Here is a 25070-nt window from a genome sequence, read left to right on the forward strand (position 1 = left end):
TTGCCGCGGGTTCCTGCGTGTGGCAGGTGGGGCGGCCGTTCAGTACGCATTTCGAATTGAACCGGATGTATTGCCTGGCGCCGCCGCCGGGGCGGCGCCCACCGTGGGCAGCAGCAGCCAGCTGGCCGCTCCCGCTGTTCAGGAACCCGTCGAACCGCAAGCCGCCATCGAGCAGGAGCCGAAGCCGGAGCCAGCCCCGGAAATCAATTCCAGGCATGCGTCCGGGCAGGGACGTCGCACATTGGCGCTTGCACTGGGTCTGGCCGCATTGCTGGTGGCTGCAGGTATCGCCGCCTACTATTTCCTTTGGAAGGACAGGTCCGTTGACGCCGATCCGCAACCGTCATCGGCATCCGCTCCTGCGGCCTTGCCGCCTGCGGGTTGTACCGTTGCGTCGCTGGCCGATGCAAGCGCGGACAAGATGGGTTTTGTGCAGGCGTGCGTGCGCGACGTCAAGGAATCCGAAGCGTTGCTTAAGGTAATTCGGGCAGCGCGCGATTCGGGACAGTGCGAGATTGCGCAACGGCTGTATGCGAATCGCGCGAACGCTGGCGATATCACCATCGCGCTGGCGTACGCCGCCGAATATGACCCGGCATCATCCAAGAACACTTGTTTCAAGGCCGAAGCGGCCACTGCGCGTTATTGGTATGAAGCCGTATTGGAGCGCGATCCGAAACAAGCCGGGGCGCTCGCCAGCCTGCAGTCCTTGCCCAACTGATACGTGTTCCGTATGACGAGTCGCCAGATGCCTATGTTGCCCACCCCTGTTAAACAACTATTCGCTGCCTTGTCGCTCGGATGCGCACTACTGGGCGCCACGTCCGTCGCGATGGCGGCCGCACCCTTGCTACAAGAAGGGAAAAAGACGTTGTATCAGCGCGTCCTTACGACGCCGGGCTGTCAATTGCGTGCAAGCCCTGGGGCGGCATCGGGCAATTTACAGCCTGCGTTCACCCGTTTCTATGTCTACGCCGTGCAGGACGTTGCCAACGTCAAATGGCTCAACGTTGGGCCGGACTCGTACGGCAAGACCGCTGGGTGGGTTGAAAAGTCGTGCACCGTGGATTGGAACATGCAGCTGTCATTGGCCTTCACCAATCCGGCAGGGCGTGAGCGTACGCTGTTTTTCAAAGATCGAAACGGCCTGGACGCTGTCCTGAACGCGATTGACCCTGTCGACAAGATTGCACCGGCAAGGCACCAGTTGAAGCTCAACGGCAAGGCGGACGGCATCGTGGCACAGGAGCCAGAGCTGTTCGTGGATATGCAAAAGAACTTCTATCTTTTGCCAATTCTGAGCGGCGAAGAGGTTATGACGGAGCAGGGCTTCCGCACCCGGGTCCTGAATGTTGCCTCGGTCAGCATGGCCGCGCCCGCCGCCGCCTCGGTTGCGGGGGAGGCTTCGACTGCCGAGCAGCGAGTGAATCAAATCAAGGAGTTTTCCGCGGCGGTGGTCTTTGTCGTGGATTCCAGCATTTCGATGAACCCCTACATTGATCGGACGCGGGAAGCCGTAAAGCGAGTCTACGCACAGATCGATCATGAAAAGCTGGGCGATCGCGTCAAATTTGGCTTGGTGGCCTTTCGATCGAACGTGAAGGCCGTCCCGGGGCTTGAGTACGTCAGCAAGATCTATGCGGACCCCAACAAGGTCCAAAGCGGTGCGGACTTTCTGAACAAGGTATCAGGGCTGACACAAGCCAAGGTTTCCAGCAGCCTGTTTGATGAAGACGCGTACGCGGGCGTCATGGACGCCATCAACAGCGTAGATTGGCGAAATTTTGGTGCGCGATATGTCGTCCTGATAACGGACGCCGGAGCGATCGAAGCCGACAACAAGCTGTCCTCCACCGGCCTGGATGCCAGTCAGGTTCGACTTGAAGCCTCCAAGCCGGGCGTGGCGATCTACACGTTGCACCTGAAAACGCCGGCAGGCGTAAAGAACCATGCGCACGCAGAGGCGCAATACCGCAACCTGTCTACATATGGCGGCACGAACGTCTCGCTCTATTACCCCGTGAACGCTGGCGATGTGGACGAGTTCGGCAAGAAGGTAGACATGCTGGCCAGCGCCATCACGATGCAGGTCAAGTCAGCCTATATGGGTGAAGACGCAGTGGGCAGCGCCGCCAACGCCAGCGATCCGGGTCGTAAGCCGGTGAACGCAGACGAGAAAATGAAAGACGAGGCAGAACTCGTCGGCAACGCGATGAAATTGGCTTATCTTGGCGAGAAAATCGGGGCCCGCGTTCCTCCGGTATTCCAGGCGTGGATCAGCGACCGCGATCTGATTAAACAAAACGTCCCAACGACCGACGTTCGGGTCTTGCTGACGAAAGGCCAGTTAAGCGACTTGAACGACGTCATGCGTAAGATTGTGGACGCCGCCAATCAAGGTCTGATATCGCCCGCTGATATGTTCAATCAGTTGCGGGCGGTTGCGGCCACCATGGGTGCCGACCCCAATCAGCTCAAGCAGTCGGATAGGAAACTGTCCGAAATGGGCTTCGTCGCGGAATACCTCGAAGGCCTGCCGTACCAAAGTGAAGTGCTTAACCTGGATGAGGAAACCTGGAAGAGCATGGATGGTCTGGCGCAAGAGAAGTTCATCCGCAACTTGAACGTCAAGTTAAAGCACTATCAGTTGTACAACGCGGATGTGGATCGCTGGGTGGCGTTGGCCAAAGACAGCGACCAACGGGATCATGTGTATCCCGTGCCATTGGAAATGATGCCTTGAGCCTGTTGTGATGCTTCACATCGAGGATCTGCGGCTGATTCGAGGTATTGGTCCGAACGCGTATCGAGTCGACCTGCCCGCCTTACGCTTGAATGCGGGAGACGTTCTTGCCGTCGTTGGAAACAGCGGTTGCGGAAAGAGCACCTTGCTCGAGGGCATTGGCCTGCTGCTGTCGCCCGCGCATATCGGCCGATATGTGTTGGGCGCGGACATCGATGTCACGCCGCTGCTGCAACGAAGACACGATCGGGAACTGGCCGCTGTGCGATCGGTGCGATTGGGCTTTGTCCTCCAATCGGGTGGCCTGCTGCCTTATCTGACCGCCTTCGAGAACATTATGTTGCCCCGCCGTTTGTTGGGTTTGCCGGGGATGGACGATGAACTTGGCTTCGCGATCGATACATTGAGCCTGGCGCATCTGCTCGAGAAGAAGCCCGCCGCCTTGTCCATTGGAGAGCGACAGCGGGTAGCAGTCGTCCGCGCGCTAGCGCATCGTCCGCGACTATTGCTGGCCGATGAGCCCACCTCCGCGCTGGATCCCGACAATGCCCGCCGCCTTTTCGGTCTGCTTATCGAGCTCACGCGCAGTGCGGGGATGGCAACCGTCATCGTCTCGCACGACTGGAGCCTGGTGCGCGAGTTCGGCTTGCCCAGCATGCGGCCCGTACTCGAGCCTGGCAGAAGCGAATTCGTGCTGGACGAGGAGCGGCAATGAAGCTTCGCCACATTGCCGGCCTGTCTTGCGCCGACCTGAAGCACGACTGGCTGGTTTCGCTATGCATGGTGACGTCCCTGGTGGCGGTTATTGCTCCGCTGCTGCTGTTGTTCGGGCTAAAGCACGGCGTCGTAAGCGCGCTGCAAGCCCAACTCCTGAGCGACCCCCGCAATCTGGAGGTACGCATGTTGAGCAGCGGAAGCTATGACGACGCATGGCTGGAAACGTTGGCACGGCGGCCCGAGGCCGGCTTTGTCGTTGGCCTTACCAGGTCACTGAATACGCAAGCGGATTTATATGTCAGCGGCTCGCAGTTCGTGGATGGAGCGGAAATTGTGCCCACCGGGCAAGGCGACCCGATACTGGCCGGTATGGACGTCTCGGGGCTGGAGGGCAGGGCGGTGGTGCTAAGTGCCCAGGCGGCGAAAAAGCTCCAGATCGGACCCGGCGACGCCGTTCGCATGAAGGTCGCGCGCCGGCTGGACGGGCAGGACCAGCACGGAATTCTTGTCGTGACCGTGTACGCGGTGCTGGCAGCCGAAGCCTATCCCCGGCCCGCGGGGTTCGTGCGATTGGCGTTGCTTCAGGACATGGAGTGGTACCGGGACGGCTATGCCGTTCCGGGGCTGGCCAAAGACGAAGCGGACGGGCAGCCAATTACCGGCGCCAAACGTCGTTATGCAAAGGCGCGCGTGTACGCGCGGGACATTGAATCTGTCCAGGCCTTGGAGGCGGTGCTTAATGGTCAACGCATAGAAACGGCAAGCCGCTTGGCCGACATACGCAACGTGAAGGCGATCGATCACTTGCTGTCCACCGTGTTCGGCGTGATCGCCGGCACCTCGATATTCGGTTGTCTGATGTCGCTGGTTGGCGCGTTCCTCGCCAATGTCCGTCGTAAACGCCGTGAAATTGCGACGTTGCGGCTGATCGGCATGAACGGCGCGGCGATCACCACATACATCGTTATTCAGGCGTTGGCGTTGACTGCCATCGCATTTCTGATAGGCATCGGCGTCTATGCCGCCGTCAGCCGGGTTTTTAACCAGTTGCTGGGTTCAAGCGTGGACACCGGTGGCTTTGCCGCGCAAGTAACCCCGGCCCATGTCATGGCGGCATTTTCCTTGACGCTTGCGGTCGCGATCCTGGCCTCCCTTTGGGGCGCGATGAGCGCGCGGCGCATTCAACCCGCGGAGAGTTTGCGTGAAATCTAATTGGATTGTCTTCGTTGCACTGTTTGCGTTTTCGTTTGCGGGGACGGCGCAGTCCGCATCCCAGTGGGAAGAGCGCTACTACAACCCGAAGCCGCAGGAAGGCGACATCGTCCTACCGCTGCCGTGCGATGGCGCAATCGTATTTCGCAAGGTCATCGTGCCGGCAGCCGGGCCATTGGACGACCTGCCTATTTCCGTGGGGCAGGAAACCGAGACATTTGCCTTCGTGGAGCAACGCCGGTTGGCGCACATCGCCGGCAGCTTCACTGATACGAAAGCGAAGAACGCTGCGCGCTATTACCTGATCGCCAAATACGAGTTGAGCACGCAGCAATACGGCGCGTTGCTGACGCTTGTCGGCGGGAATGACAAGGCCTGTGCCGCGCCCGCGAGAGCCGGAATGATCCCCGTGACCCATATCAGTTGGTTCGATGCGGTGCACGCGGCCCACTTGTACAACCTCTGGCTGCGCACCGAGAAAAAGGACGCGTTGCCCAAAGAGGACCACATTAGTGGATTCGTTCGCTTACCTACCGAAGTCGAGTGGGAATTCGCGGCTCGGGGTGGCGTGAACGTGGACCCCGCCGCTTATGTCGAAACCCGCTATCCGATGCCGGACGGCCTGGGCGGTTATGAATGGTATGCGGGCGCGCAATCGTCCAATGGAAAGCTCCAGCAGATCGGATTGTTGAAGCCCAATCCTCTCGGCCTACACGACATGCTGGGCAATGCCGCGGAAATGACCCAGGACCCGTTCCGGCTGAACAAGCTGGACCGGCAGCACGGCGGCACAGGCGCGTTCGTTGTTCGCGGCGGTGACTTCCGCAAGGCTGAAGAGGGCATCCGCTCTGCCGCACGGCGCGAGGGGCGTTATTACAGCGAAGAAGGCGAGCAGAAAGACAACACGTTAGGCGTGCGTTGGGTTATCGCCGCGCCGGAACTGACGTCCAGAGAAAGGATTCAGCAGCTTGAGGACGGGTGGAAGTCCCTGGGTAGCGGCAATGTTTCCGCCGACGCTACGGGTAAAGGCAAAAGCGCCGTGCAGGAGCTTGGAGACCTTGCCGGCAAAGTCGAGGACCGCAAACTCAAAGAGCAGCTTAAGGATCTCGAAGGAAAGCTGAGGGCCAGCAACCTCAAACAGGAAGAGGCCCGCGATCAGGCAATCCGCGCAAGCTTGAATCTGGGCGCCTTTCTATGTACCAAATTGCGGGACGACGGCCGCTATGTCAATTACGTCCAGAAGACGTACGACGATCTTTGCCAAGCGTCGCCTGACGCGGCGGAGTGCACAACCTACAAAGCCAACATCGACAAGCGGCGTTATGAGCTTGCGCAGACGAATCAGTACTACGCAAGCAGTTTGGTTGACGCCGCGACGTTGTATGGCAAGGAAAACATCGCCAAGCAAGTGCCAGTGGTGAAAAAGATGCTTGAGCAAAACGAGAAACTTAAAGGTCTGGAGCCGTTCCTGAACGTGTACTGGACGCATCAGCAGGTTTATTTGAAGTCTTGGAAAGTGGACAAGGAAAACTGGTTGCCGACTTGCATCGCAGCCATCAAAAACTAAGAAAAGGAGAAGTTCATGCGGGCATTTGGGAAGGGTTTGCGTCGCGCATCTATCGCGTGGTTGGTCGTTGCCACGCTGGCAATCAGCGGTTGTGCAAGCACGGGGAGCTCTATGTTGAGCGGTGCGCAGTTGGATCCCCGGCTGACGGAAGGTAACGACGCCGAGTTTTTTAGTCGCTCGGGCTTTGGCGCGTGCGCGGGCGCGGCGGCAGTCGGTGTGACGGCGTGCCTGCTCGCCGCGCCTGCCAACAAGAAGGCAATGTGCGCGGTGATCGCGGGCATCGGCGCTTGCGGTATTGCCATGGGCACGAACTACTACTTGGATTACCGCCGCAGTCAGTACAAATCCACAGGCGCAATGCTTGACGCCATCACGCAAGATGTGGAAAAGGACACCGCCAAGCTTCAGCAACGGTCTCAGACGCTTCAGGCCGTGATTGAAACGGACACGCAAAAGATTGAACAGTTGCGGCTTGACGTCGCACAGGGGACGATCGACCAAACGGTCGCGCGCAAGAAATTGCGTGATATCGACGCCGACATTGCGCGCATCAAGCAAGAACAGGAGAACATCGATAACAAGATTGGCAGTTATCGAGAAGCCTCGGTATCCACGAAAGCGGGGTCACAGGTGGATATCAAAAAGCTCGATGCCCAGATTGAAAAGCTGCAAGTCGAGGCGGACAAGCTGCGCGGCGCCATGGGTACCTTGACGACGCAGCGTGATTCGCTTGACTGGGGCAAAACGGTATGAACCTGCGTTTGCTTTTCCCATTGATGCTAATGGGGCTCGCCGGCTGCGCGGCCTTGCCGCCCGGCGCCTGCGATCCCAATGACCGTGACGTGAGCATCATTCAAAAGATGCAATGCGACGGATCGGGCGGATACCGGAAAACGGTGGACGACAAGGAAGCACGGCTGACTTCCGCGCAGGCGGAAAATGCGATGTTCCGCGATTCTCTGAGCGCATTGGAGGCTCAGCGCGCATCGATCGGACAGTCCGTTAAAGAGCAGGAGAGGGCGCGTGACAACGTCGTGGCGACCACCCGCAAACTGCTTGACCGGGTTCGACAACAAAGCGGCTCGAATGCTCGGCTAAACGTGCAACTGCAATTGGCGGAGAAAGATCTCGCGGCGTTGCAGGCCCAACCCATCGCGCATGATGACAGCAGCCAAGAGATAGCGGCGCGTCAACGCAAGGTTCAAGAACTGGAACAGATGGTAAAGCGCGTGCGCACCAGCGTTCTGCAAGCCCCCTAGGGCGGGAGCCGATGAGCGAGACATCGCCTCATCGGCCGAATCTATTATCAGACCAAAACTGTGCAGCGATTTAAGCGGGATATAAATCCCAGTGGTTCAACTTCAGAGCACCTCGTACGCGGCTTCGACGAGCGCGTGGCAATCATCGAGCGGCATTTTCCGCCTAGTGTGGCCCAGGTCTATGCCATTCCCAAACCGGGTCGCGACGGGGCCATTGAGTGGTGGACGACACAGCAGGGGCAAGTGACGCCGTTCGCGCAGTTATCGGAGCAAGAGCAGAGCGCTCTGTTGCAACGGCATGCACAACACCTAACCCAGCTTGGCAGCCTGGCCCATACGCTGGAGTCTCGTGGCATGCAACCGCAGGCCGAATTGCTGCGCGGATTGCTGACGCCCGCCGAGCCGGCGACGATGTATAGCGTTGAAGGTCGGCTGTTGATGACGTGGTGGCCAAACAAAACGCCTGTGGCCGCCGAACCCGCGTCAAGCCCGCCGACAAACCCGATGCGGCGATGGGTGTGGCTCGGGTTGATCGCACTGCTGGCACTGGTGCTATTGCTGGCATTGCTTTGGTGGTGGTTCATGATTCGAGCAAGGGTTCCCGTGGTTCCGGTAGCCAAGCCAGTGGCTGTGGAGGTAGCGAAGCCCGAGCCAGAGCCGGAGCCGACACCCGAACCCCCGCAACAATGGCCGACGCAGGTCGCATTTGTGCTGGATACGTCCGCCGCCATGACGCGCCGGACCGCTTTGAGTTCGACCCTGCGCAAGGAACTCGCCAAGCGGGAAATCGAGCGAATCATCGGTGTGCTGCCACCGGCGACCGAAACACGTCTTGTGCGGTACGCCGGCAAAAAATGTGTAGCGGACGCGGGCCATGGAGCATTTGAAGCCAGCAGGCGCGGCGAGTTGCTGGCACTCGTACGGCAAGCCAGGAACGAGGGCAACGCTCCCTTGGCCGCCAGTCTGCGAGCGGCTGCGGCGGAAATGGATGGCAAGGAACGAGATGGATTGATTTTTGTGTTCGCGGGTGGCGATGATTCTTGCGGAGAGGACGTGTGTGCCACGGCGAAAGAAATACACCGCGAGAAGCCGCGGCTACGGATCAACCTGGTGGACTTGACCGGGTTGGAAAAGCTGGACGTCTGCATGGCGTTGTCCACGGGCGGTAGCGCATATAGCTGGGGCGAACAAAAAAGCGAGGGGGGCGGCGTCGACTTGTCTAAAGAGGCTGAACGGATGTTGAAACCTTGATCTAAGACGGCAGGTCTCGCCGAACCCTGCCGCATTGGCGTAATGCGCATAATGTGTATTATGTAAAGTAATGGATCGGCTGGGTCGGCCAAGGCGCTAGTCGCCACGCGCTACCCCAGTCGGATCGCCAACGCGCCCAGCGTGATCAGCAGCACCGGCAACGTCAACACAACCCCCACCTTGAAGTAATAGCCCCACGAAATAGTCATTCCTTTGCGCGCCAACACATGCAGCCATAGCAGCGTGGCCAGACTGCCGATGGGCGTTATCTTCGGGCCCAGGTCACTGCCGATGACATTTGCGTAGACCATTGCTTCCTTGACCACGCCGGACGCCTGGCTGGCCTCGATGGACAAGGCGCCGATCAGTACCGTGGGCATGTTGTTCATGATGGACGACAGTAGCGCCGCCAGAATACCGGCCCCCATCGTGGCGGACCAGATGCCCTGCCCGGCAATCCATGACAGCAACTCCGCCAGATATTGGGTCAGCCCGGCGTTGCGCAGCCCGTACACCACCAGGTACATCCCTAAAGAAAACACGACGACTTGCCAGGGCGCTTCCCGGATTACCTTGCGAGTGCTGATCTTGTGTCCACGACCGGCGACCAGCAGCAATATCACTGCTCCCGCCGCGGCAACCGCGCTGACGGGCACCCCCAAGGGCTCCAGCCAGAAAAAACCGACCAACAACAGCACCAGCACCGCCCATCCGGACCGGAATGTGTTCAAGTCCCGGATGGCCACGGCGGCTGGTTTGAGCTGGGTTGGGTCATAGTCCGTGGGAATCTGTTTGCGGAAGTAAAAGAACAACATGCCCAGCGACGCCACGACCGCAACGAGGTTCACCGGCGCCATGATGGCGGCGTAGCGTCCGAAGCTGATATCGAAAAAATCGGCCGACACGATGTTGACCAGGTTCGACACGATCAACGGCAGGCTGGCCGCGTCGGCGATAAACCCCGCCGCCATCACGAATGCCAACGTCGCCGCCGGGCTGAAGCCCAGAGCCAGAAGCATCGCCATTACGATGGGAGTAAGGATGAGCGCCGCGCCGTCGTTGGCAAACAATGCCGCTACTGCCGCGCCCAGCAGGACGATCAGTGCGAACAGAACGCGGCCATTACCCCTGCCCCATCGCGCGACGTGCAACGCCGCCCACTCAAAGAAGCCCGCCTCATCCAGCAACAGACTGATGACGATGACCGACACGAACGTGGCGGTGGCGTTCCAGACGATATTCCACACGATAGGAATATCCGACATCTGGACCACGCCCGCCGCTAGAGCGACGACTGCTCCCAGGCTGGCGCTCCAGCCTATGCCCAAGCCCCTGGGCTGCCAGATAACTAAAACCAAGGTAATGGCAAAGATCGTTATTGCTGCGAACATGGAGCCCCCGCGTCAGATCACGGGCGGCTGCGCGCCGATCTGCTTGAGCTCCAATGGCGTCCCGCGTCCGGCATGCAGGGCTGGCCGCCGCAGCAGTTCTCCGTCAAATAGGTCAATAGCGCCGCCATGGATTCGAAGCGAGCTTCGTAGATGACAAACCGGCCCTGTTGACGCGAATGCAACAAGCCGGCGTGCACCAGTTCTTTCAGGTGAAAAGACAGGGACGATGGGGGGATACCGGTCCGCTCGGCGAGGTGGCCCGCCGGCAGGCCGCCCGGCCCCGCTTGAACCAGCAGGCGAAATACGGTCAACCGCGATTCGTGGGCGATCGCGGACAGGGCTTTTACGGCGTCGTTAATTTCCATTGTTCGAATGTAGTGGAACCCTCATAAAGAAGTAAAGCAGATATTCCGATACTTCAACAATTGTTGTAGTATCCGCAAATGGACAAAAACACCGCCGTCACTGTTTTCGAATCGCTCGCCTCCGGGGTCCGGCTGGACATCTTTCGTCTGTTGGTGCGCGCTGCGCCCGACGGCTGCGTCGCGGGCCAGATTGCCGCCGAACTCGACTTACCGCCGACGAATTTGTCTTTCCATTTGAAAGCGCTGACGCAATCCGGCCTGCTCACCGTCGAGCAGGAAGGACGCTATCTGCGCTACCGCGCGAACACCACTTTGATGTTCGGGCTGGTCGATTACTTGACCGCCGAATGTTGCAATGGCGTGGCCTGCGTCGAGCCGACCCTGGACACCGACCCAGCGCGATGAGCCTGCCCTTCCCCTTTCTGCCTTCTTTCTTTCGTTGCGACTTTTAACCGCACATCACAGGACCCCCATGAGCTCCGTCACCATCTACCACAATCCGAAGTGCGGCACCTCGCGCAACACCCTGGCGCTGATTCGCAACGCAGGCATCGAGCCGGAAGTCATCGAGTATTTGAAGACGCCGCCCGATCGCGCCACACTGGTCGACCTGATTTCGCGCGCCGGCCTGTCGGTACGAGACGCCATCCGCCAGAAGGAATCGGCGTATCAGGCGCTGGGACTGAATGATGAATCGCTGTCCGAAGCCGCCTTGCTCGACGCCATGCTTGAAAACCCCATCCTCATCAATCGGCCCTTTGTCGTCACATCGGCCGGCGTACGTCTGTGCCGGCCTTCGGAGCTGGTGCTGGACATTCTGGAACAGCCGCAGCGCGGCGCTTTCACCAAGGAAGATGGCGAAGTCGTGATCGACGACAGCGGACGCCGCGTGCGCTAGCGCCTCCCCATGGCAAACCGCCCGACGGCCCCGGATGCCCCCCGTCCCGACAAGGCGCACGGCCTGGTCACTGCACTGGGTATAGGCCAAATCTGTTCCTGGGGTTCGCTGTATTACAGCTTTCCGCTGATTGCGGAGGCCATGGGCGCCGATTTGGGATGGAGCAAGCCCGATCTTTACGGCGCCGCCACGCTGGGCCTGATCCTGGCGGCGTTGTCGGCGTACCCCGTCGGCCTGGCTGTGGACCGGGGTCATGGACGCTGGGTCATGGGGCTGTCTTCGCTGGCAGCGGGCGGCTTGCTGATGCTGTGGTCACAAGTGACGTCGCTGGTGGCGTTCTACGTGCTGGTTGGCGCCATCGGGGCATTGCAGGCGGCCACGCTGTACGAGCCGGCCTTTGCCGTTGTCGCGCGTCGCGTCGGGCCCGGCCATTCGCGCGCCGGTATCACGGCGTTGACGCTGTGGGGCGGATTCGCCAGCACGGTTTTCATACCGCTGGTGCAATGGTTGCTGGATGAATGGGGGTGGCGCGCAGCGCTGCTGACGTTGGCCGCGGTCAATGTACTGGTCTGTTCTAGCGCCTACCTGCTCTTCATCCAGCCGGCGCGCGACGCGAAGCCGGCAGGCGGCTCCAATGCCGCGCAGCAGCGGGAGCACAATCGTCAGGCCGTCGTCGTCGCGCTGCACCGGCCGGTTTTCTGGACGTTGCTGGTGTCCTTGACGGCGTATGCAGCCTTGTTCTCGGCCTTCACTTTTCATATGTATCCATTGCTGCGCGAGCGCGGCCTCGACACCGCATCGGTCGTGCAGGCCATTGCGTTGATTGGCCCGGCGCAGGTGGCTGGGCGCGTCATGGTCAGCCTGTTCGCGGCGCAAGCGCCGATGCGCGCGGTGGGAGCCGTGGTGGTCGCGATCTTTCCGCTGGCCTTTGCCGCGCTGGCGTTCCTGCCCGCTGATTTTCTGACTGTGGCAAGTGCTTGCGTGGTCTACGGCGCGGCCAACGGCATATTCACGATCGTGCGTGGCATGGTGGTGCCCGAAATGTTAAGCCGCCATGCCTATGGGGCGATCAATGGTTTGCTGACGGTGCCCATGACCTTGGCGCGTGCCGCCGCGCCGGTGGGCGCCGCGGCATTGTGGGCGGTGGACGCGTCTTACGACACGGCGCTGATCGCCATCGTCGCGGTGGCCGGCGTGCTGGCCGCCACTTTCTGGCTGGCTGCGTGGATGAGCCGGCCCAGACTTCATTTGATTCAAGCAGAAAGAGACTTGTTGCCATGACGAACTACCCTTCCCCTTTCCTTTCAAACGGAGCCCTGCCCGCGTTGGACGAAGCCCTGCTGGACGTGCCCAGCCACGACAAGCTCTCCCTGGCCCATGGCGCGTCCCATCCGCCGCGCATCCTGTTGCTGTACGGCTCGCTGCGCGAGCGTTCTTACAGCAGGCTGCTGGTCGAAGAAGCCGCTCGCATTCTGAACCGATTGGGCGCCGAGACGCGCATTTTCGATCCGCACGGCCTGCCGTTGCCGGACGGCGCGCCTGCCGATCATCCCAAGGTGGCCGAGCTGCGTGCGCTGTCGCTGTGGTCCGAAGGCCAGGTGTGGTGCAGCCCCGAACGGCACGGCACGTTGACCGGCGTCTTCAAGAGCCAGATCGACTGGCTGCCGCTGGAGACCGGCAGCGTGCGCCCCACGCAAGGCCGCACGCTGGCGGTCATGCAGGTGTCGGGCGGGTCGCAGTCTTTCAACGCGGTGAACGCGCTGCGCGTGCTGGGCCGCTGGATGCGGATGGTCACCATCCCCAACCAATCATCGGTGGCCAAGGCGTTCCAGGAATTTGACGATGCCGGGCGCATGAAGCCGTCCGCCTACTACGACCGCGTGGTCGACGTGATGGAAGAACTGGTCAAGTTCACCTTGCTGGTGCGCGACCGCTGCGACTACCTGACGGACCGGTACAGCGAACGCAAAGGCGTGGCCCAAGAGGTCGCGCGCTTGGCGCGCGAAGCAATGGCGCCTTGAAAACCTTGATCTTTGTCCAAGACTTTCGCCGGATGCAGGACTATATTCATCGAACAATTCGGTGACAGAGAGGGTCGCGGTATCCCGTCACCGCAGAGGCATCTTGATGGCCGGTTCCATCAACCACGTCGACAGCGCTTGCCCGGACCCATGCGCGCTGAACCCGGAGGAGCAAGATGCGCGCGATCAAGCTGACACTGGTTTTTTCCTTGCTGCTGGTCGCGCTGTTGTGGGCGCTGGCCGATTCCCGGTTGTGGGGCGCATCAAGTCCTTATACGGTGCGCGCCGCGCTGATCCAGTTGTCCGGCTTGCTTGCCCTTGCCTGTATGAGCCTGGCGCTGGTGCTGGCGGCGCGCCCGCGCTGGCCCGAGCGACCGCTGGGCGGCCTGGACAAGATGTACCGGCTGCACAAATGGTTGGGCATCGGTGCCCTATTCTTCTCGCTGCTGCACTGGTTGTTCAAGAACGGCTTTCGGCCGGCGATCCAGTGGGGCTGGTTCGAGCCCGGCGCCCGGCCGCCGCGCCAGCCCCCGGTTGATGTCGTCGACACGTTTCTGCATCGGTGGCGGCACGACGCGGAAGCGCTGGGCGAATGGGCGTTTTACGGTGTCGTGGTGTTGGTGGTGCTGGCGCTGCTGCGCTTTTTTCCCTATCGGCTGTTCTACAAGACGCATCGGATTATCGCGGCCCTATTCCTGGTGCTGGTCGTGCATGCCGTGGTTCTGCTGGACTACGCCTACTGGACGCAGCCGGTGGGGTGGCTTGCCGCCGCATTGATGGCGGCCGGCAGCGTGGCCGCCGTGCTCTTGCTGCTTCGGGCCACCAACAGCGGGCGACAAGTGTGGGCGAAGGTGGTCGGCTTGACGCATTTTCCGGGGGTGGAATCGCTGGAAATCGAGTTGGAAACCAGCCCGGGGTGGCCGGGCCATCGTCCCGGCCAGTTCGTCTTTGCCATGTCGAATGCGTCGGAAGGCCCGCACCCTTATACGATTGCTTCCGCCTGGAAACCCCACGCGGCCCGCATCACCATCATCGCCAAGGCGCTGGGCGACCATACCCGCCGCTTGCCGCATACCCTGAAACCGGGCCAGGCGGTACGCATCGAGGGCCCCTACGGCGACTTCACGTTTGACGACGGCATGCCGCGCCAGATCTGGGTGGCGGGCGGTATCGGCATCACGCCCTTCCTGGCCCGCATGGACGCCCTGGCCGATGCCAAGGCGAATGCCGATGCGAGTGCCAACGGCAACGGCAACTCCCACCCTGCCACGCCGCCAGCAATCGACCTGATTCACATGACCACCGAAGTCGATGACGCCGCGCTTGCCCGGCTACGGGCGCGCGCCGAGGCAGCCGGTGTGCGGCTGCACCTATTGATTCGCGCGCGCGACGGCAGGCTCGATGGTGAAAGGATGCGTGCGCTGGTGCCCGCATGGCGCGAGGCCAGCCTCTGGTTCTGTGGCCCCTCCGCATTGGGCGAGGCGCTACGCAAGGATCTTGCCGCCCACGGCTTCCCGGTCGCGCGTCATTTCCATTTCGAGCTGTATAGGATGCGTTAGCACGTTAAGGCATTCGTGGGGCGACGGATACGACGGGCAGCAGCCCCACCCCCACAGGCACAACATTTGCTGCTTCCTCGGCATCGCCGCCCCAGCGCGGCTTACGTGTTGTCGCCACGATGTCGGATATTGCTGAAATTTTTGCGCTTCAAGCCGGGTTCGCGGAAATGATGGTCCGCGGCACCACCATGTATTGGGTGTTGTACGCGTTGCTGCGCATATCGGGCCGCCGGGACATAGGATCGTTGGGCGTGGCGGACATGCTCGTGTTGGTGCTGGTGGCCGACGCGGCGGGTAATGCCATGTCGGGCGATTCTTATTCCATGGGAGACGGCATCATCGTCGTCACGACGATTGTCGGGTGGAGCTATCTGCTGGATCGCCTGTGCTATTACATCCCGCCCTTGCAGCGCTTTCTGGAACCGCAGCGTATCTGCCTGATCCGCGATGGCCGCATCCTTGTGGCGGGTTTGAAGCGCGAACACATCAGCCGGGGCGAATTGATGGAACAACTGCGCCTGAAAGGCGTGGGCGACATCGGCCGCGTCAAGCGCGCGTACCTGGAACCCACCGGCGAATTCAGCGTAATCAACCAGACCGAACATCCCGTGCCGGAGAATTCCACGCTTGAGGAATCCGAGAACAAGCCATGACGGCGGGAACGCGGTTTGCTGGATAGCACAAGGGTAGTTCTTATCAACGGCGCGCCGCGCCACCCCCTTGGGAGACGTACATGAAAACTCGCACCCTTACCGCCGCCCTGCTTTCGGTTGCCGCGCTAGGTGTCGGCACCGCTGCTGTTGCGCAGCAGACTTCGCCCGCCGCGCCCGCCACGCCGATGGCCGCCGATTCCAAGCTGGACAGCAAAGACCGCGATTTTCTGGAAAATGCCGCACAGTCGGGTCATATGGAAGTGGAAGGCAGCAAGCTTGCCCTGCAGAAGTCGCAGAACGCTGAAATCAAGAGCTTTGCGCAGAAGATGATCGACGACCACGGCAAGGCCGGACAAAAGCTGGCCAGCTTGGCGAAGAGCAAGGGCTATGACGCGCCGACCGAGCCGTCGCTGATGCAGCAAGCCAAGTTGAAGACGCTGGGCATGCGCGACGACGGGTTTGACAAGGCCTATGCGGAAGGCGTGGGCGTGTCGGCGCATGAAGATGCGGTCAAGCTGTTTGAAGACGCGTCCAAGAATGCCAAGGACCCGGAGGTCAAGCAGTTTGCGGCTGAAACCCTGCCCATCTTGCAGCAGCATCTGCAAATGGCAAAGACGCTGGAACAGGGCGTGAAAAAGTAGCCTTGACGCCAGGCCGCTAGCCGCAGGCGGCCACCAGGAAAACCGGCACGGTCTGCCAAACGACCGCCAACGCCGACAACACGCACAACGCCCCGGTCAGCCAAGCGCGAAAGCGCGCGCCGTCCGGGGCGTTTTCATGCCTGGACCGTCGGGCCGCGTGGCGCGCGGCCACCGCCATTGCCATCCACGCGGCGATGCTGGCGGCAATAATTACCCAGGACGACACTGGCAGGCCACCCGCCTGCATCGCGAACGCGGAATCGGGCCGCGCGCATGCCAATGCGTTGACGATGTAGATACTTAGAAAGTGCACCATCCAGATGAGCGGGCCGGCAATCAGCAACAACAGGTCGCGGCCGAGTGGCGAGGTCAGGCGCGGGGTCAGAGGCAGCTTCATCGCCCTACCCCACCAGCCGGGGAAAGGCGTGCATCAGCCCCAACCCCAACAGACCCTGTGCCACGATGTAGTGCCACATCATCATCGTGGCGTGATAGCAGGCGCGCCGCGTGTAGGACAGCCGGCCCGCAACCGAGCGTGCCACCGTGAACGCGCCCATCGTCATGGCGATCAATGCAAAAAATGCCTGCAAGCCAGACACCGCGTACACGGCCGCCGCATAGGCAGAGGCCTGCGGCCGCAGCCCATGTGCCCAGTGTCCATGGAGCTCAAGCCCGGAGGCCACGCCCAGCAACACCGCGCCCGTTACCATGCCGGCCCTGAACAGGCCATGCTGTTTCACGCGCAGCCAATGCCCGCAGCGCGCCACCAGCGCGGAGCCGCCCAGCAGCAGGCAGGCGGACAGCACGGGGCGCCCCACGCCGGCCAGTTCCGCGACGTCCGGCCAGGCGCCGGGCGCGGTGGTCCACAGGAATAGATACGCAAAGCACAACGATCCGAAAATGCTGGCGCAGACGATCACCAGCAGCGTCATGGCCCAGCCGTAATGGGATGCCGCGCCCGAGCACATCATCGGCACACGCTCGCCCGCCCCGATGTCTACGGGCGCGTAGTCCGGCCCGGTGTCGGCGTCCCACAACCAACGCCACAACGATGCCACTGCCAGCACGCCGCAGGCCGCTGCCAACGCGTGCATCTTGAAGGTAAGCAGCAAGAAGAATCCTGCCGTGCCCAGGGCGGCCAACAGCGGCAACCATCCCGGGCCGGGCAGCGGCAACACGTAATCGGGCTGCGCGTCCACGGCGCTGGTCACCAGCGTTGAGCGCGTTCCCGAGGGTGCGGAAGGCAAGAAATAGCGGCCAGCGGCCACATCGCGCGCCAGGCCAGGCTGGTCCCATAGAGGTTCGCGCGAGGTCACGCGTGGAATGCTGCGCACGCCATAGATTTCGCTGGGTAGCCATTCCAGCGTGCCCGCGTTCCAGACGTTGCCGGCGTTACGGCCGATGGCCGGGCGGAAGTTGCGCGCCAGGTCCCAGATGAACACCAGCACGCCGGCCGCGATCAGGTAGGCGCCCACGGTGGACACCATGTTCAGCAGGCCCCAGCCTTGGCTCTCGGCGTAGGTATAGACGCGGCGCGGCATGCCGGCCAGGCCCGTGAAATGCATGGGAAAAAACGTGACGTTAAAGCCCACGAACATCAACCAGAATGCCCAGCGCCCCAGGCGTTCGGACAAGGCGCGCCTGCTGACCAGCGGCGTCCAGAAATAGAACGCCGCGAACAGCGGGAACACCATCCCGCCGAACAGCACATAGTGCAAATGCGCGACGACGAAATACGAGTCGTGCGCTTGCAGGTCGAACGGAATCACGGCCACCATCACGCCGGTCAGTCCGCCCAGCACAAAGATGAAGAAGAACCCCAGGATAAACAGCATCGGCGTCTTCAAAGGCCGCAAGCGCAGCGCCGCCGCTATCGTCGCGATCCAGGCGAATACCTGGATGGCCGTGGGCACCGACACGGCCATGCTTGCCGCTGACGCAAAGCTTAGCGACAGCGCCGGGATGCCGGTGGCGAACATGTGGTGCACCCACAGGCCGAAGCTGAGAAACCCGGTGCCCACCACCGCCATGACCACCCAGCGGTAGCCCACCAGCGGCACGCCCGTCATGGCGGGCACCATCATCGACACCATGCCGGCGGCGGGCAGGAAGATGATGTAGACCTCGGGGTGGCCAAAGAACCAGAACAAGTGCTGCCACAGCAAGGGGTCGCCGCCGCGTTGCGTGATGAAGAACGGCATGTCGAAGGCGCGTTCCAGTTCCAGCAGCGCCGTGGCCACGATGACCGCGGGAAACGCGATGATGACCATGCCGCAGAACACCAGCATCACCCACGCAAAGATCGGCATCTTGTCCAGGCTCATGCCCGGCGCGCGCGTGCGCAGAATGCCCACGGCCAGCTCGATGGCCCCCGCGATGGCCGATATTTCGATGAAGCCGATGCCCAGCAGCCACAAGTCCGCGTTCATGGCGGGCGAATATTGCGAGCCGGTCAGCGGGGGGTACATGAACCAGCCGCCGTCGGGCGCCAGGCCAAAGAAGATGCTGCAAAAAAACACCAGCCCGCCCACCGCGTAGGCCCAATAGGCATAGGCCGATAACCTGGGAAACGGCAGGTCGCGCGCGCCCAGCATGTTGGGCAACAACAATACGGCGATGGCTTCCACGGCGGGCACGGCGAACAGAAACATCATCACGGTGCCGTGCATGGTGAACAGCTGGTTGTACAGCGCGTGCCCGATCAGGTGGCTATCGGGTGCGGCCAATTGCGTGCGCATCAATAGCGCCAGTACGCCGGCCAACAGGAAGAAGAGAAAGGCCGTGGCGATATAAAGCAAGCCGATCGACGCGTTATCGACCACGGTAACCAGGCGCCACCCACTGGGCCGCCACCACGCCCGCAACAGCGCGCCCTCTTCTTCCTGCGGGCGCGGCGAAGGATTGGGCAGCTTGGGCGTCAACAAGGCGCCTACGGGCGGCGCTTGTGGGGTGGCGGTCGCGGGGGGCTGGGCGTTATCGCTCACTTCAGGCTTTCCAGGTAGCGGGCCACGGCGCGCAGATCTTCGCCTGGCAGTTGGTTGAAGGACGGCATGGGGTTGCCCGGTTTGATGTGTTGGCTGTCGGCGATCCACCCGGCCAGTGCGCCTACGTTGTTAGGCAGCACACCGGCTGCCAGCGACAGGCGGCTGCCTACGTGGGTCAGGTCTGGGCCCAGCGTGCCCCGGGCCGCCGTGCCGCGCACGGTGTGGCATTGCGCGCACGCTTGCTGGAAGACTTGCGCGCCCTGATGCAGCGTGGGCGCGGACGCCCGGGCTGGCGGCGCCTCAGCCGGCCGCACCTGAGCCGGCCGCACCTCAGCCGGCCGCACCTGTGCGTCTTGCCATGCTTGGTACGCGTCGGGTTCCAACGCCACCACGTTGAACTTCATGTTGGCGTGTTGCGCGCCGCAATATTCGGCGCATTGCCCGGTAAACGTGCCTGCCGCCTGCGCGCGTACCCGCAGGCGGTTCACGCGGCCGGGAATCATGTCCAGCTTGCCCGCCAGTTCGGGCACCCAGAAGCTGTGGATGACGTTGTCGGAACTCAGCTCGAACTCAACCCATGCGCCAACGGGTATGCGAATGTCGTTGGCGGTGTCGAACAAGACGGCGCCCGACGCGTCGTGGTAGCGCACCCGCCACCACCATAGTTCGCCCTTGACGGCGATGCGCACCGCAGGCTTGGCGCCGTCGCCGGCCATGGAAGGCCCTGTGCTCAACGCGTAGACCAGCAACGCGGTCAGCGCGACCACGGGAAACGCAATGCCCGCGCCAACGATCAGTGCGGGGCTGGACAGACGCCGACGCGCGGCGGCCGAGCCAAACAGCGCCACGGCCACCAACGCGAACACCACCACAAAAATCGCCGTGGCGCCGATGAACAGGACTTGGCTGATGTCGGCAATGACATGCGCGCCGTCGCCCGCCGGCCCGCGCGAAATTGCAGCAGGCAAGCGCGTCCCGGCGGAATCCGCCTGCGCGGTGGCAAGCACGTAGGAAAGGATGGCGGCCATGCCGCGCGTCAGCATGTGGCATACCCGGCGGGCTTGCATATCGCGTCTTGTATAGAGTCGACACTGCGGACACTAAGGGAAAACAATTAGCGCGATCAGTGGAAAACACTATTCCAGTGGCGGCGCATTTGGCACAATCGACACCCGGTCTTCAAATTTCGCAAGAGCCCATGAGCAAACTCAGATTTGCCATGCGCGGGGCGTGCTTTGCGTTACGGAGTCATTGGCGCCCTTTCGTCCTGGGGCTCCTGATAGTGATCACCGCCGCAGCGTGCTGCGCGTTGTATTTCCACGGTGCCGAACGCGGTGAACGCGCGGCGTTGGCGTTGGGCGGGACCCTGTTGGGAATGCTGATCATTGGGTTTCTCGTTATGAAACGGTGAACGTAGTGTGCGGAGGTCCCGCCATCACATCGGACCTTCCGCGCAAGCGATGCCGACCACGAGGAACGACACTTGCTGGCGCTTGGCAGGTATCTCAGCCGCTGGACGTCAGACCCTCTTGCGCCTTATCGCTCGCCCTCCCCTCATCCTGCTTGGCGCTGCCGCGCTGTCGTTGCTGGCGGCGTGCGGGGACGAGCGTCCGCCATTGGCGCAGAACCTGTCCGCTGACGCCCTGCCCAGCAATGCCAACGCGGCGCGCGGGCGGCAGCTGGTGTCCAAGCACGGTTGCCTGGCCTGCCACGCCGTGCCGACGGTACGCGGTCCGGCATCCGCCGTGGGGCCGCCCCTGGACAATCTGGGGCGGCAGGCCTATTTGACGGGGCTGCTGCCCAACACGCCCGCCAATTTGGTCCGCTGGTTGATGGACCCACCCGCCATCAATCCGCGCACCGCCATGCCGAACGTCGGCTTGAGCCAGGCCGAGGCCCAAGACATTGCGGCGTTCCTGCTGAGCTTGCCCAAGGGACAGGAGGCGCAATGAGACGCTGGCCACGTATCGCTGCCTGGTGTGTTGCCGCGTTGGCCGTTGCGGGCGCGGCGGCCGGCAGCGCGGTTGTCTACTTCGGCTGGTATGACGTCAGCGCCACCGGCCCGCACACCATGCCCGTCTACGCCCTGCTGGACGTGGCGTCCACGCGGTCGGTGAAGTTGCGGTCGGCGGATATCAAGGTCCCGGACCTGGACAGCCCGCAGCGCATACGGCGCGGCGATGCGCTGTACCGCGCGCATTGCGCGCAGTGCCACGGTGGGCCGGGCCAGGCGCCCGAACCCTATGCGCTGGGGCTGAATCCCCCGCCCCCGCCGCTGGTGACCAGCGCTCGGGAGCGTCCGGCGGCCGAGGTCTTCTGGATCATTCGCCAGGGCATCAAGATGACCGGCATGCCCGCCTGGCAGTACCGCATGACGGACGAGCAGATTTGGGATGTGGTGGGATACCTGCGGGTGTTGCCGACGCTATCGCCGCAGCAATATCGCGACGCCGCGCCGTCCGGTGACCCGGCTTCGGGCGCGGCGTCCTCCGCGTCAATCGCGCCTACAGAGGCGCGGCCAAGCGGCGTGCGCGCAGGCGACAGGCGCGTGGGCGAAATGGGCGCAGGCGAATTGGGCGCAGGCGAATTGGGCGTAGGCAACATGCGCGCATGCGACGTGCGCGTAGGCGGCATGCGCGCAGGCGACAGTCGCCTGGGCGACGCCAAGGCCGGGCGCGATGCGTTGCAGCAGTATCTGTGCGTGACCTGCCACGCCATCCCCGGGGTGCCGGGTGCGCGCCACTATGTTGGCCCGTCGCTGGATGGCATGGCGGACCGTTCGCGCATCGCCGGCGTTGTGCCGAATTCGCCTGACTCCATGCAGCAGTGGTTGATGGACCCGCAACGTATCAAGCCGGGCACTGCCATGCCCGCCCTGGGCCTGCGCGAACAGGACGCGCGCGACATCGCGGCGTTTTTACAGACCCTGTCCAATGTTGAATAGCGTTGAATAGCGGGCACGCGGCGGCTCAGACTTGCAACGCTTCCGCCCCCACTTGCAACAACTTTCGGTCGGCCACGCGCAGCGCCGTCAGCACGCCTCCCGTCACGCAGCCGGTGTCCAGGCAGGTGACGTCACGGCGTACCAATAACCCTAGCGTGGCCCAATGGCCGAACAGGATGGGGGTGTCGACGCAGGCCCGCCCGGGCACGTCGAACCACGGCAAGGTGCCTTGCGGCCAATGGCCCGGGGTGGCTTTGGCGCCCAGCGCCATGGCCCCATCGCGCGAGCACAGCCGCATGCGCGTGAACGCGCTTACGATGAACCGCAGCCGCGAGTCGCCATGCAGTTTTGGCGACCAGGCGCGCGGCGAGCCGCCGTGCAATGCGTGCATGACGGCCCGCCAGCGATCTCCGCGTAGCGGCGCCTGCGCTTCATCCGCCAGCGCCTGGGCGGTGCGCACGTCCCAGCTGGGGTAGATGCCGGCGTGCACCAGCACATGGCCGGCTTCCACGTGCATCAGGGGCCGCTGACGCAGCCAGTGCAGCAGCTCGTGCGCGTCGGGGGAGGCGAACAGCTCATCCAATGTGTCGTGCCGCCCGGGGCGGATGCAGCCGGCTGCAATCCCCAGCGCGCGCAGGTCATGATTGCCCAGTACCACTGTGGCCCGTTCGCCCAGCGCCATGACGCGCCGCAATGTGGCGGCGGAATCCGGACCCCGGTTGATCAAGTCGCCCACGAACCACAGGCGGCAATGCGGGTCATCGGCGATCTCGGGGCGTGCCAGCAAGGCGTCCAGCGAATCCACGCAGCCGTGCACGTCGCCGATCACCCAGATCGACGGCGCGTTCGGTGGTGCCTGGATGTCCATGTTTGCCCCGCCGTCGGCGCGAGTCCGTCAGGCGAAATCGCCCTCGCCCAACTGGATGGGGCCGTCGGCGGGCACCCCCTTTGCGCGTTGGGCGGCGTCTTGCAGCGCCTGGGCGGCGTTTTCGAACGCGTGCAGCAGTTCGGTGGCGGTGTCGTCCGCCGCGCCGAAACGGCGCCGCAAGACGTCGCCCGAGATCTCGAATTGCCGCGTGACGCCGGCCGTTTCCATGTTGAACAGGACAGCGTCGCCTTGCGTGTGCGCACCGGTGGCTTTGGTGAATTTCATGGGATCGATCCTCCTTGATCGTTAGGGCTGGGCAGATTGGTTGTTGCTTGTGGCGGGTTGCTTGTCCCTGGTAGTTTGTCGCTGGTAGTTTGGCGCCGGTAGTGTGGCGATGGTGGCTTGGCGCTGATTGCTTGGCGCGTATGGCTTGTGCCGGCCGCTGCGCTACCCGCCTTCGTCGGCCAGCCGCTTGGCGCGCGCCAGCGCCTTGACGATCGCCTGGTAGGCGGCGTCCCGGCTGTCGTGGCTGGGGCTGCGCAGCGCAAATGACGGATGGTAGGTGGCCAGCACCCGGCTGTTGCCGCGCGTCATCACGTGACCCATCGCGTCCTTCAACGTGCGCTTGGCGTCCTGCATGACGGCGCCCAGGGCCGTTGCGCCCAGCGCCACGATGACGCTGGGCCGGATGTCGTCCAGCTCTTGATCCAGCCAGTACGAACAGGCGCGAATCTCGACCTGCGCGGGCGACTTGTGCATGCGGCGCTTGCCGCGCAGGTGCCATTTGAAGTGCTTCACGGCGTTGGTCACATAGACGGCCTGACGCTCTACCCCGGCTTCGGCCAAGGCCTTGTCCAGCAAGGCGCCGGCTGGGCCAACGAAAGGTAGCCCGGCCAGGTCTTCTTTGTCGCCGGGTTGTTCGCCGACCAGCATGATGCTTGCGCGGCGTCCGCCTTCGCCCCCCACCGCCTGCGTGGCGTTGCGCCACAGCCCGCAGCGCCGGCAGTCGTCCAGCGCGCGGGGCTGCTGATCGGGGTCGATGTCCCCGTCAGCGCCGTGGGTGGGGGTGGGCTCGGCGTTCATGGCGTGGCGCCGTTATTCCCGGCCGCCGCCAATGGCGGTGTCGCCGGTGGCGGTTGATTCCCCGGCGCCGCCCTTGCCCGCGATGCGGATGCGGTTGTCGACGTCTTGCACGCCCGCGCACGCGTCGGTGCAGTCTTCAATGCGGTGCTTGGTGCGGCGGTCCGGCGCGGTGCCTTCCAACGTGACGCGGCCATCGGTCACGCTGACCGACACGTCGCTGACGTCCAGACCGCTGTGCGCCAGGTATTCGCAGACGTTTTCGCGCACGCGCTCGTCAGACCGGGTGTAGCCCTTGGGGTCGGTGCGAAACGAGCCCCGGTCGCGCCACGCAGTGGGCCCCCGGTTGTAGCCGCCGCGTTCAGCCGTTTCGAAGGACACGCCGGTCTCGTCGCCCCAACGCGGGCGGTCGCCGTAGTAGCCGCCTTCTTCATCGCCATAGGACGTGGGGCCGGAGTAGGACGGGTTGCGCGAGCCATACACCTGTTCACGCTGGTAGGACGGGTCTTCGTTGCGAAACCCGCCGTAGCTGCTTTGGCCGGGATCGGCGCTGCGGCTGCGCAGGCCGCCGCGCGACTCGCGTGCACCAGGCGCGGGCCGATTGCCATCGCCCTGGTAGCCGTACGAGGGCGCGGGGTCGTGCCAGGGTTCTTGGTCGCCCGCGCCCCGGTTGCCCCGCCCTTGGCCTTGCGAGCCAGGATTGCGATAGGGGTCACGATTGGGATCACGATATGGGTCGCCCTGCGAGCGCCCGCGCTGGTGGGCCTGCCGGTACGGATCACCCCGCCCGGCGTCGGCGCCCGGATCGCGTTCGAAGTCATCGTCATACCGGGGCGTGTACCTGGGGTCACGGTTCATTGTGAGTCTCCTGTGAAGGTGGGTCCTGCCTCGCACGAACCGGGGTGTGGCCCGTGCGG

General features: G+C 63.0%; 26 protein-coding genes. 17 read left to right on the forward strand and 9 right to left on the reverse strand.

Features of this window, described 5'->3' with window-relative positions; translation table 11 throughout:
- Window positions 1-103 precede the first annotated feature (103 nt).
- From YH64_RS07970 to YH64_RS08005, 8 genes are all read left to right on the forward strand, one after another.
- Window positions 104-721 (forward strand): hypothetical protein, encoded by a 618-nt coding sequence (locus YH64_RS07970; RefSeq protein ID WP_185975344.1) that lies wholly within the window; start codon window positions 104-106, stop codon window positions 719-721.
- Window positions 722-748: 27 nt separating this feature from the next.
- Window positions 749-2743, forward strand: coding sequence for a vWA domain-containing protein (locus YH64_RS07975; protein ID WP_255444204.1), 1995 nt, complete (start codon window positions 749-751; stop codon window positions 2741-2743).
- A 10-nt stretch (window positions 2744-2753) separates the two neighbouring features.
- Window positions 2754-3458 (forward strand): ABC transporter ATP-binding protein, encoded by a 705-nt coding sequence (locus tag YH64_RS07980; RefSeq protein WP_046805703.1) that lies wholly within the window; start codon window positions 2754-2756, stop codon window positions 3456-3458.
- On the forward strand, window positions 3455-4672 hold the full coding sequence (locus YH64_RS07985; RefSeq protein ID WP_046805702.1) for an ABC transporter permease: 1218 nt from the start codon (window positions 3455-3457) through the stop codon (window positions 4670-4672). The genes YH64_RS07980 and YH64_RS07985 overlap by 4 nt, the downstream gene beginning before the upstream one ends.
- Window positions 4662-6239, forward strand: a complete 1578-nt coding sequence (locus YH64_RS07990) for an SUMF1/EgtB/PvdO family nonheme iron enzyme (protein WP_221935894.1) — start codon at window positions 4662-4664, stop codon at window positions 6237-6239. Before YH64_RS07985 ends, YH64_RS07990 begins: the two co-directional genes overlap by 11 nt.
- 15 nt (window positions 6240-6254) lie before the next feature.
- Window positions 6255-6992 carry a hypothetical protein gene (locus YH64_RS07995; protein WP_046805701.1) on the forward strand — a complete coding sequence of 246 codons (738 nt, stop codon included), beginning with the start codon at window positions 6255-6257 and terminating at the stop codon, window positions 6990-6992.
- Window positions 6989-7498, forward strand: a complete 510-nt coding sequence (locus YH64_RS08000) for a hypothetical protein (RefSeq protein WP_143215286.1) — start codon at window positions 6989-6991, stop codon at window positions 7496-7498. The genes YH64_RS07995 and YH64_RS08000 overlap by 4 nt, the downstream gene beginning before the upstream one ends.
- Window positions 7499-7633: 135 nt before the next feature.
- Window positions 7634-8749, forward strand: coding sequence for a hypothetical protein (locus tag YH64_RS08005; RefSeq protein WP_143215287.1), 1116 nt, complete (start codon window positions 7634-7636; stop codon window positions 8747-8749).
- Between the two features lie 110 nt (window positions 8750-8859).
- Here the strand turns inward: YH64_RS08005 and YH64_RS08010 are convergent, their stop codons facing one another.
- The gene (locus YH64_RS08010) at window positions 8860-10140 is read right to left on the reverse strand and encodes an arsenic transporter (RefSeq protein WP_046805698.1); all 1281 of its coding nucleotides are present in this window, start codon (window positions 10138-10140) and stop codon (window positions 8860-8862) included.
- 17 nt (window positions 10141-10157) lie between these two features.
- Window positions 10158-10505, reverse strand: a complete 348-nt coding sequence (locus YH64_RS08015) for a helix-turn-helix transcriptional regulator (protein WP_046805697.1) — start codon at window positions 10503-10505, stop codon at window positions 10158-10160.
- Between the two features lie 78 nt (window positions 10506-10583).
- On the opposite strand from YH64_RS08015, the gene YH64_RS08020 reads away from it, so the two are divergent.
- The 7 genes from YH64_RS08020 to YH64_RS08050 all read left to right on the forward strand — a co-directional run bounded on the left by YH64_RS08020 (window position 10584) and on the right by YH64_RS08050 (window position 16277).
- Window positions 10584-10910, forward strand: a complete 327-nt coding sequence (locus YH64_RS08020; RefSeq protein WP_046805696.1) for a helix-turn-helix transcriptional regulator — start codon at window positions 10584-10586, stop codon at window positions 10908-10910.
- Window positions 10911-10977: 67 nt separating this feature from the next.
- Entirely contained in the window at window positions 10978-11403 is a 426-nt protein-coding gene (gene arsC / locus YH64_RS08025) for an arsenate reductase (glutaredoxin) (RefSeq protein WP_046805695.1), read from the forward strand.
- 9 nt (window positions 11404-11412) lie between these two features.
- Window positions 11413-12684, forward strand: a complete 1272-nt coding sequence (locus tag YH64_RS08030; protein WP_046805694.1) for an MFS transporter — start codon at window positions 11413-11415, stop codon at window positions 12682-12684.
- A complete protein-coding gene (arsH, locus tag YH64_RS08035; protein ID WP_046805693.1) occupies window positions 12681-13424 on the forward strand; it encodes an arsenical resistance protein ArsH in 744 nt (247 codons plus the stop codon). Before YH64_RS08030 ends, arsH begins: the two co-directional genes overlap by 4 nt.
- Window positions 13425-13600: 176 nt before the next feature.
- Window positions 13601-14983 carry a ferric reductase-like transmembrane domain-containing protein gene (locus YH64_RS08040; protein ID WP_046805692.1) on the forward strand — a complete coding sequence of 461 codons (1383 nt, stop codon included), beginning with the start codon at window positions 13601-13603 and terminating at the stop codon, window positions 14981-14983.
- Window positions 14984-15150: 167 nt separating this feature from the next.
- The gene (locus YH64_RS08045) at window positions 15151-15636 is read left to right on the forward strand and encodes a DUF421 domain-containing protein (protein ID WP_255444206.1); all 486 of its coding nucleotides are present in this window, start codon (window positions 15151-15153) and stop codon (window positions 15634-15636) included.
- 80 nt (window positions 15637-15716) lie between these two features.
- Entirely contained in the window at window positions 15717-16277 is a 561-nt protein-coding gene (locus tag YH64_RS08050) for a DUF4142 domain-containing protein (RefSeq protein ID WP_143215288.1), read from the forward strand.
- 16 nt (window positions 16278-16293) lie between these two features.
- Here the strand turns inward: YH64_RS08050 and YH64_RS08055 are convergent, their stop codons facing one another.
- The 3 genes from YH64_RS08055 to YH64_RS08065 are packed head-to-tail and all read right to left on the reverse strand — an operon-like array spanning window position 16294 to window position 20328.
- Complete coding sequence (locus YH64_RS08055) at window positions 16294-16674, reverse strand: hypothetical protein (RefSeq protein ID WP_046805689.1); 381 nt, start codon at window positions 16672-16674, stop codon at window positions 16294-16296.
- Window positions 16675-16678: 4 nt separating this feature from the next.
- Window positions 16679-19201 carry a cbb3-type cytochrome c oxidase subunit I gene (locus YH64_RS08060; RefSeq protein WP_143215298.1) on the reverse strand — a complete coding sequence of 841 codons (2523 nt, stop codon included), beginning with the start codon at window positions 19199-19201 and terminating at the stop codon, window positions 16679-16681.
- A 56-nt stretch (window positions 19202-19257) separates the two neighbouring features.
- A complete protein-coding gene (locus YH64_RS08065) occupies window positions 19258-20328 on the reverse strand; it encodes a c-type cytochrome (RefSeq protein WP_255444209.1) in 1071 nt (356 codons plus the stop codon).
- Between the two features lie 462 nt (window positions 20329-20790).
- On the opposite strand from YH64_RS08065, the gene YH64_RS08070 reads away from it, so the two are divergent.
- Together YH64_RS08070 and YH64_RS30475 are read left to right on the forward strand one after the other, a co-directional pair.
- A complete protein-coding gene (locus YH64_RS08070) occupies window positions 20791-21213 on the forward strand; it encodes a cytochrome c family protein (protein WP_255444210.1) in 423 nt (140 codons plus the stop codon).
- Entirely contained in the window at window positions 21210-22205 is a 996-nt protein-coding gene (locus tag YH64_RS30475; RefSeq protein WP_046805687.1) for a c-type cytochrome, read from the forward strand. Before YH64_RS08070 ends, YH64_RS30475 begins: the two co-directional genes overlap by 4 nt.
- Before the next feature lie 25 nt (window positions 22206-22230).
- On the opposite strand, the gene YH64_RS08080 is transcribed toward YH64_RS30475, so the two are convergent.
- The 4 genes from YH64_RS08080 to YH64_RS08095 form a co-directional block, all read right to left on the reverse strand.
- On the reverse strand, window positions 22231-23073 hold the full coding sequence (locus YH64_RS08080; RefSeq protein WP_046805686.1) for a symmetrical bis(5'-nucleosyl)-tetraphosphatase: 843 nt from the start codon (window positions 23071-23073) through the stop codon (window positions 22231-22233).
- A gap of 27 nt (window positions 23074-23100) precedes the next feature.
- The gene (locus tag YH64_RS08085) at window positions 23101-23358 is read right to left on the reverse strand and encodes a DUF1488 family protein (protein WP_046805685.1); all 258 of its coding nucleotides are present in this window, start codon (window positions 23356-23358) and stop codon (window positions 23101-23103) included.
- A 162-nt stretch (window positions 23359-23520) separates the two neighbouring features.
- Window positions 23521-24156 carry a UdgX family uracil-DNA binding protein gene (locus tag YH64_RS08090; protein WP_046805684.1) on the reverse strand — a complete coding sequence of 212 codons (636 nt, stop codon included), beginning with the start codon at window positions 24154-24156 and terminating at the stop codon, window positions 23521-23523.
- Between the two features lie 12 nt (window positions 24157-24168).
- Complete coding sequence (locus tag YH64_RS08095) at window positions 24169-25011, reverse strand: BON domain-containing protein (RefSeq protein WP_046805683.1); 843 nt, start codon at window positions 25009-25011, stop codon at window positions 24169-24171.
- Window positions 25012-25070: the final 59 nt, after the last annotated feature.

It is taken from the genome of Achromobacter sp. LC458 (assembly GCF_001005835.2).
Lineage (GTDB): Bacteria > Pseudomonadota > Gammaproteobacteria > Burkholderiales > Burkholderiaceae_B > Achromobacter > Achromobacter spanius_B.

Coding starts and splice junctions, on each gene's coding strand:
- YH64_RS08050 (WP_143215288.1), top strand. CDS start 15,717: ATGAAAACTCGCACCCTTACCGCCGCCCTGCTTTCGGTTGCCGCGCTA.
- YH64_RS08040 (WP_046805692.1), top strand. CDS start 13,601: ATGCGCGCGATCAAGCTGACACTGGTTTTTTCCTTGCTGCTGGTCGCG.
- YH64_RS07980 (WP_046805703.1), top strand. CDS start 2,754: ATGCTTCACATCGAGGATCTGCGGCTGATTCGAGGTATTGGTCCGAAC.
- YH64_RS08055 (WP_046805689.1), bottom strand. CDS start 16,674: ATGAAGCTGCCTCTGACCCCGCGCCTGACCTCGCCACTCGGCCGCGAC.
- YH64_RS07985 (WP_046805702.1), top strand. CDS start 3,455: ATGAAGCTTCGCCACATTGCCGGCCTGTCTTGCGCCGACCTGAAGCAC.
- YH64_RS08000 (WP_143215286.1), top strand. CDS start 6,989: ATGAACCTGCGTTTGCTTTTCCCATTGATGCTAATGGGGCTCGCCGGC.
- YH64_RS08045 (WP_255444206.1), top strand. CDS start 15,151: ATGATGGTCCGCGGCACCACCATGTATTGGGTGTTGTACGCGTTGCTG.
- YH64_RS08090 (WP_046805684.1), bottom strand. CDS start 24,156: ATGAACGCCGAGCCCACCCCCACCCACGGCGCTGACGGGGACATCGAC.
- YH64_RS08015 (WP_046805697.1), bottom strand. CDS start 10,505: ATGGAAATTAACGACGCCGTAAAAGCCCTGTCCGCGATCGCCCACGAA.
- YH64_RS08010 (WP_046805698.1), bottom strand. CDS start 10,140: ATGTTCGCAGCAATAACGATCTTTGCCATTACCTTGGTTTTAGTTATC.
- YH64_RS30475 (WP_046805687.1), top strand. CDS start 21,210: ATGAGACGCTGGCCACGTATCGCTGCCTGGTGTGTTGCCGCGTTGGCC.
- YH64_RS07995 (WP_046805701.1), top strand. CDS start 6,255: ATGCGGGCATTTGGGAAGGGTTTGCGTCGCGCATCTATCGCGTGGTTG.
- YH64_RS08065 (WP_255444209.1), bottom strand. CDS start 20,328: ATGCAAGCCCGCCGGGTATGCCACATGCTGACGCGCGGCATGGCCGCC.
- YH64_RS08030 (WP_046805694.1), top strand. CDS start 11,413: ATGGCAAACCGCCCGACGGCCCCGGATGCCCCCCGTCCCGACAAGGCG.
- YH64_RS07975 (WP_255444204.1), top strand. CDS start 749: ATGCCTATGTTGCCCACCCCTGTTAAACAACTATTCGCTGCCTTGTCG.
- arsC (WP_046805695.1), top strand. CDS start 10,978: ATGAGCTCCGTCACCATCTACCACAATCCGAAGTGCGGCACCTCGCGC.
- YH64_RS08020 (WP_046805696.1), top strand. CDS start 10,584: ATGGACAAAAACACCGCCGTCACTGTTTTCGAATCGCTCGCCTCCGGG.
- YH64_RS08085 (WP_046805685.1), bottom strand. CDS start 23,358: ATGAAATTCACCAAAGCCACCGGTGCGCACACGCAAGGCGACGCTGTC.
- YH64_RS08080 (WP_046805686.1), bottom strand. CDS start 23,073: ATGGACATCCAGGCACCACCGAACGCGCCGTCGATCTGGGTGATCGGC.
- arsH (WP_046805693.1), top strand. CDS start 12,681: ATGACGAACTACCCTTCCCCTTTCCTTTCAAACGGAGCCCTGCCCGCG.
- YH64_RS08095 (WP_046805683.1), bottom strand. CDS start 25,011: ATGAACCGTGACCCCAGGTACACGCCCCGGTATGACGATGACTTCGAA.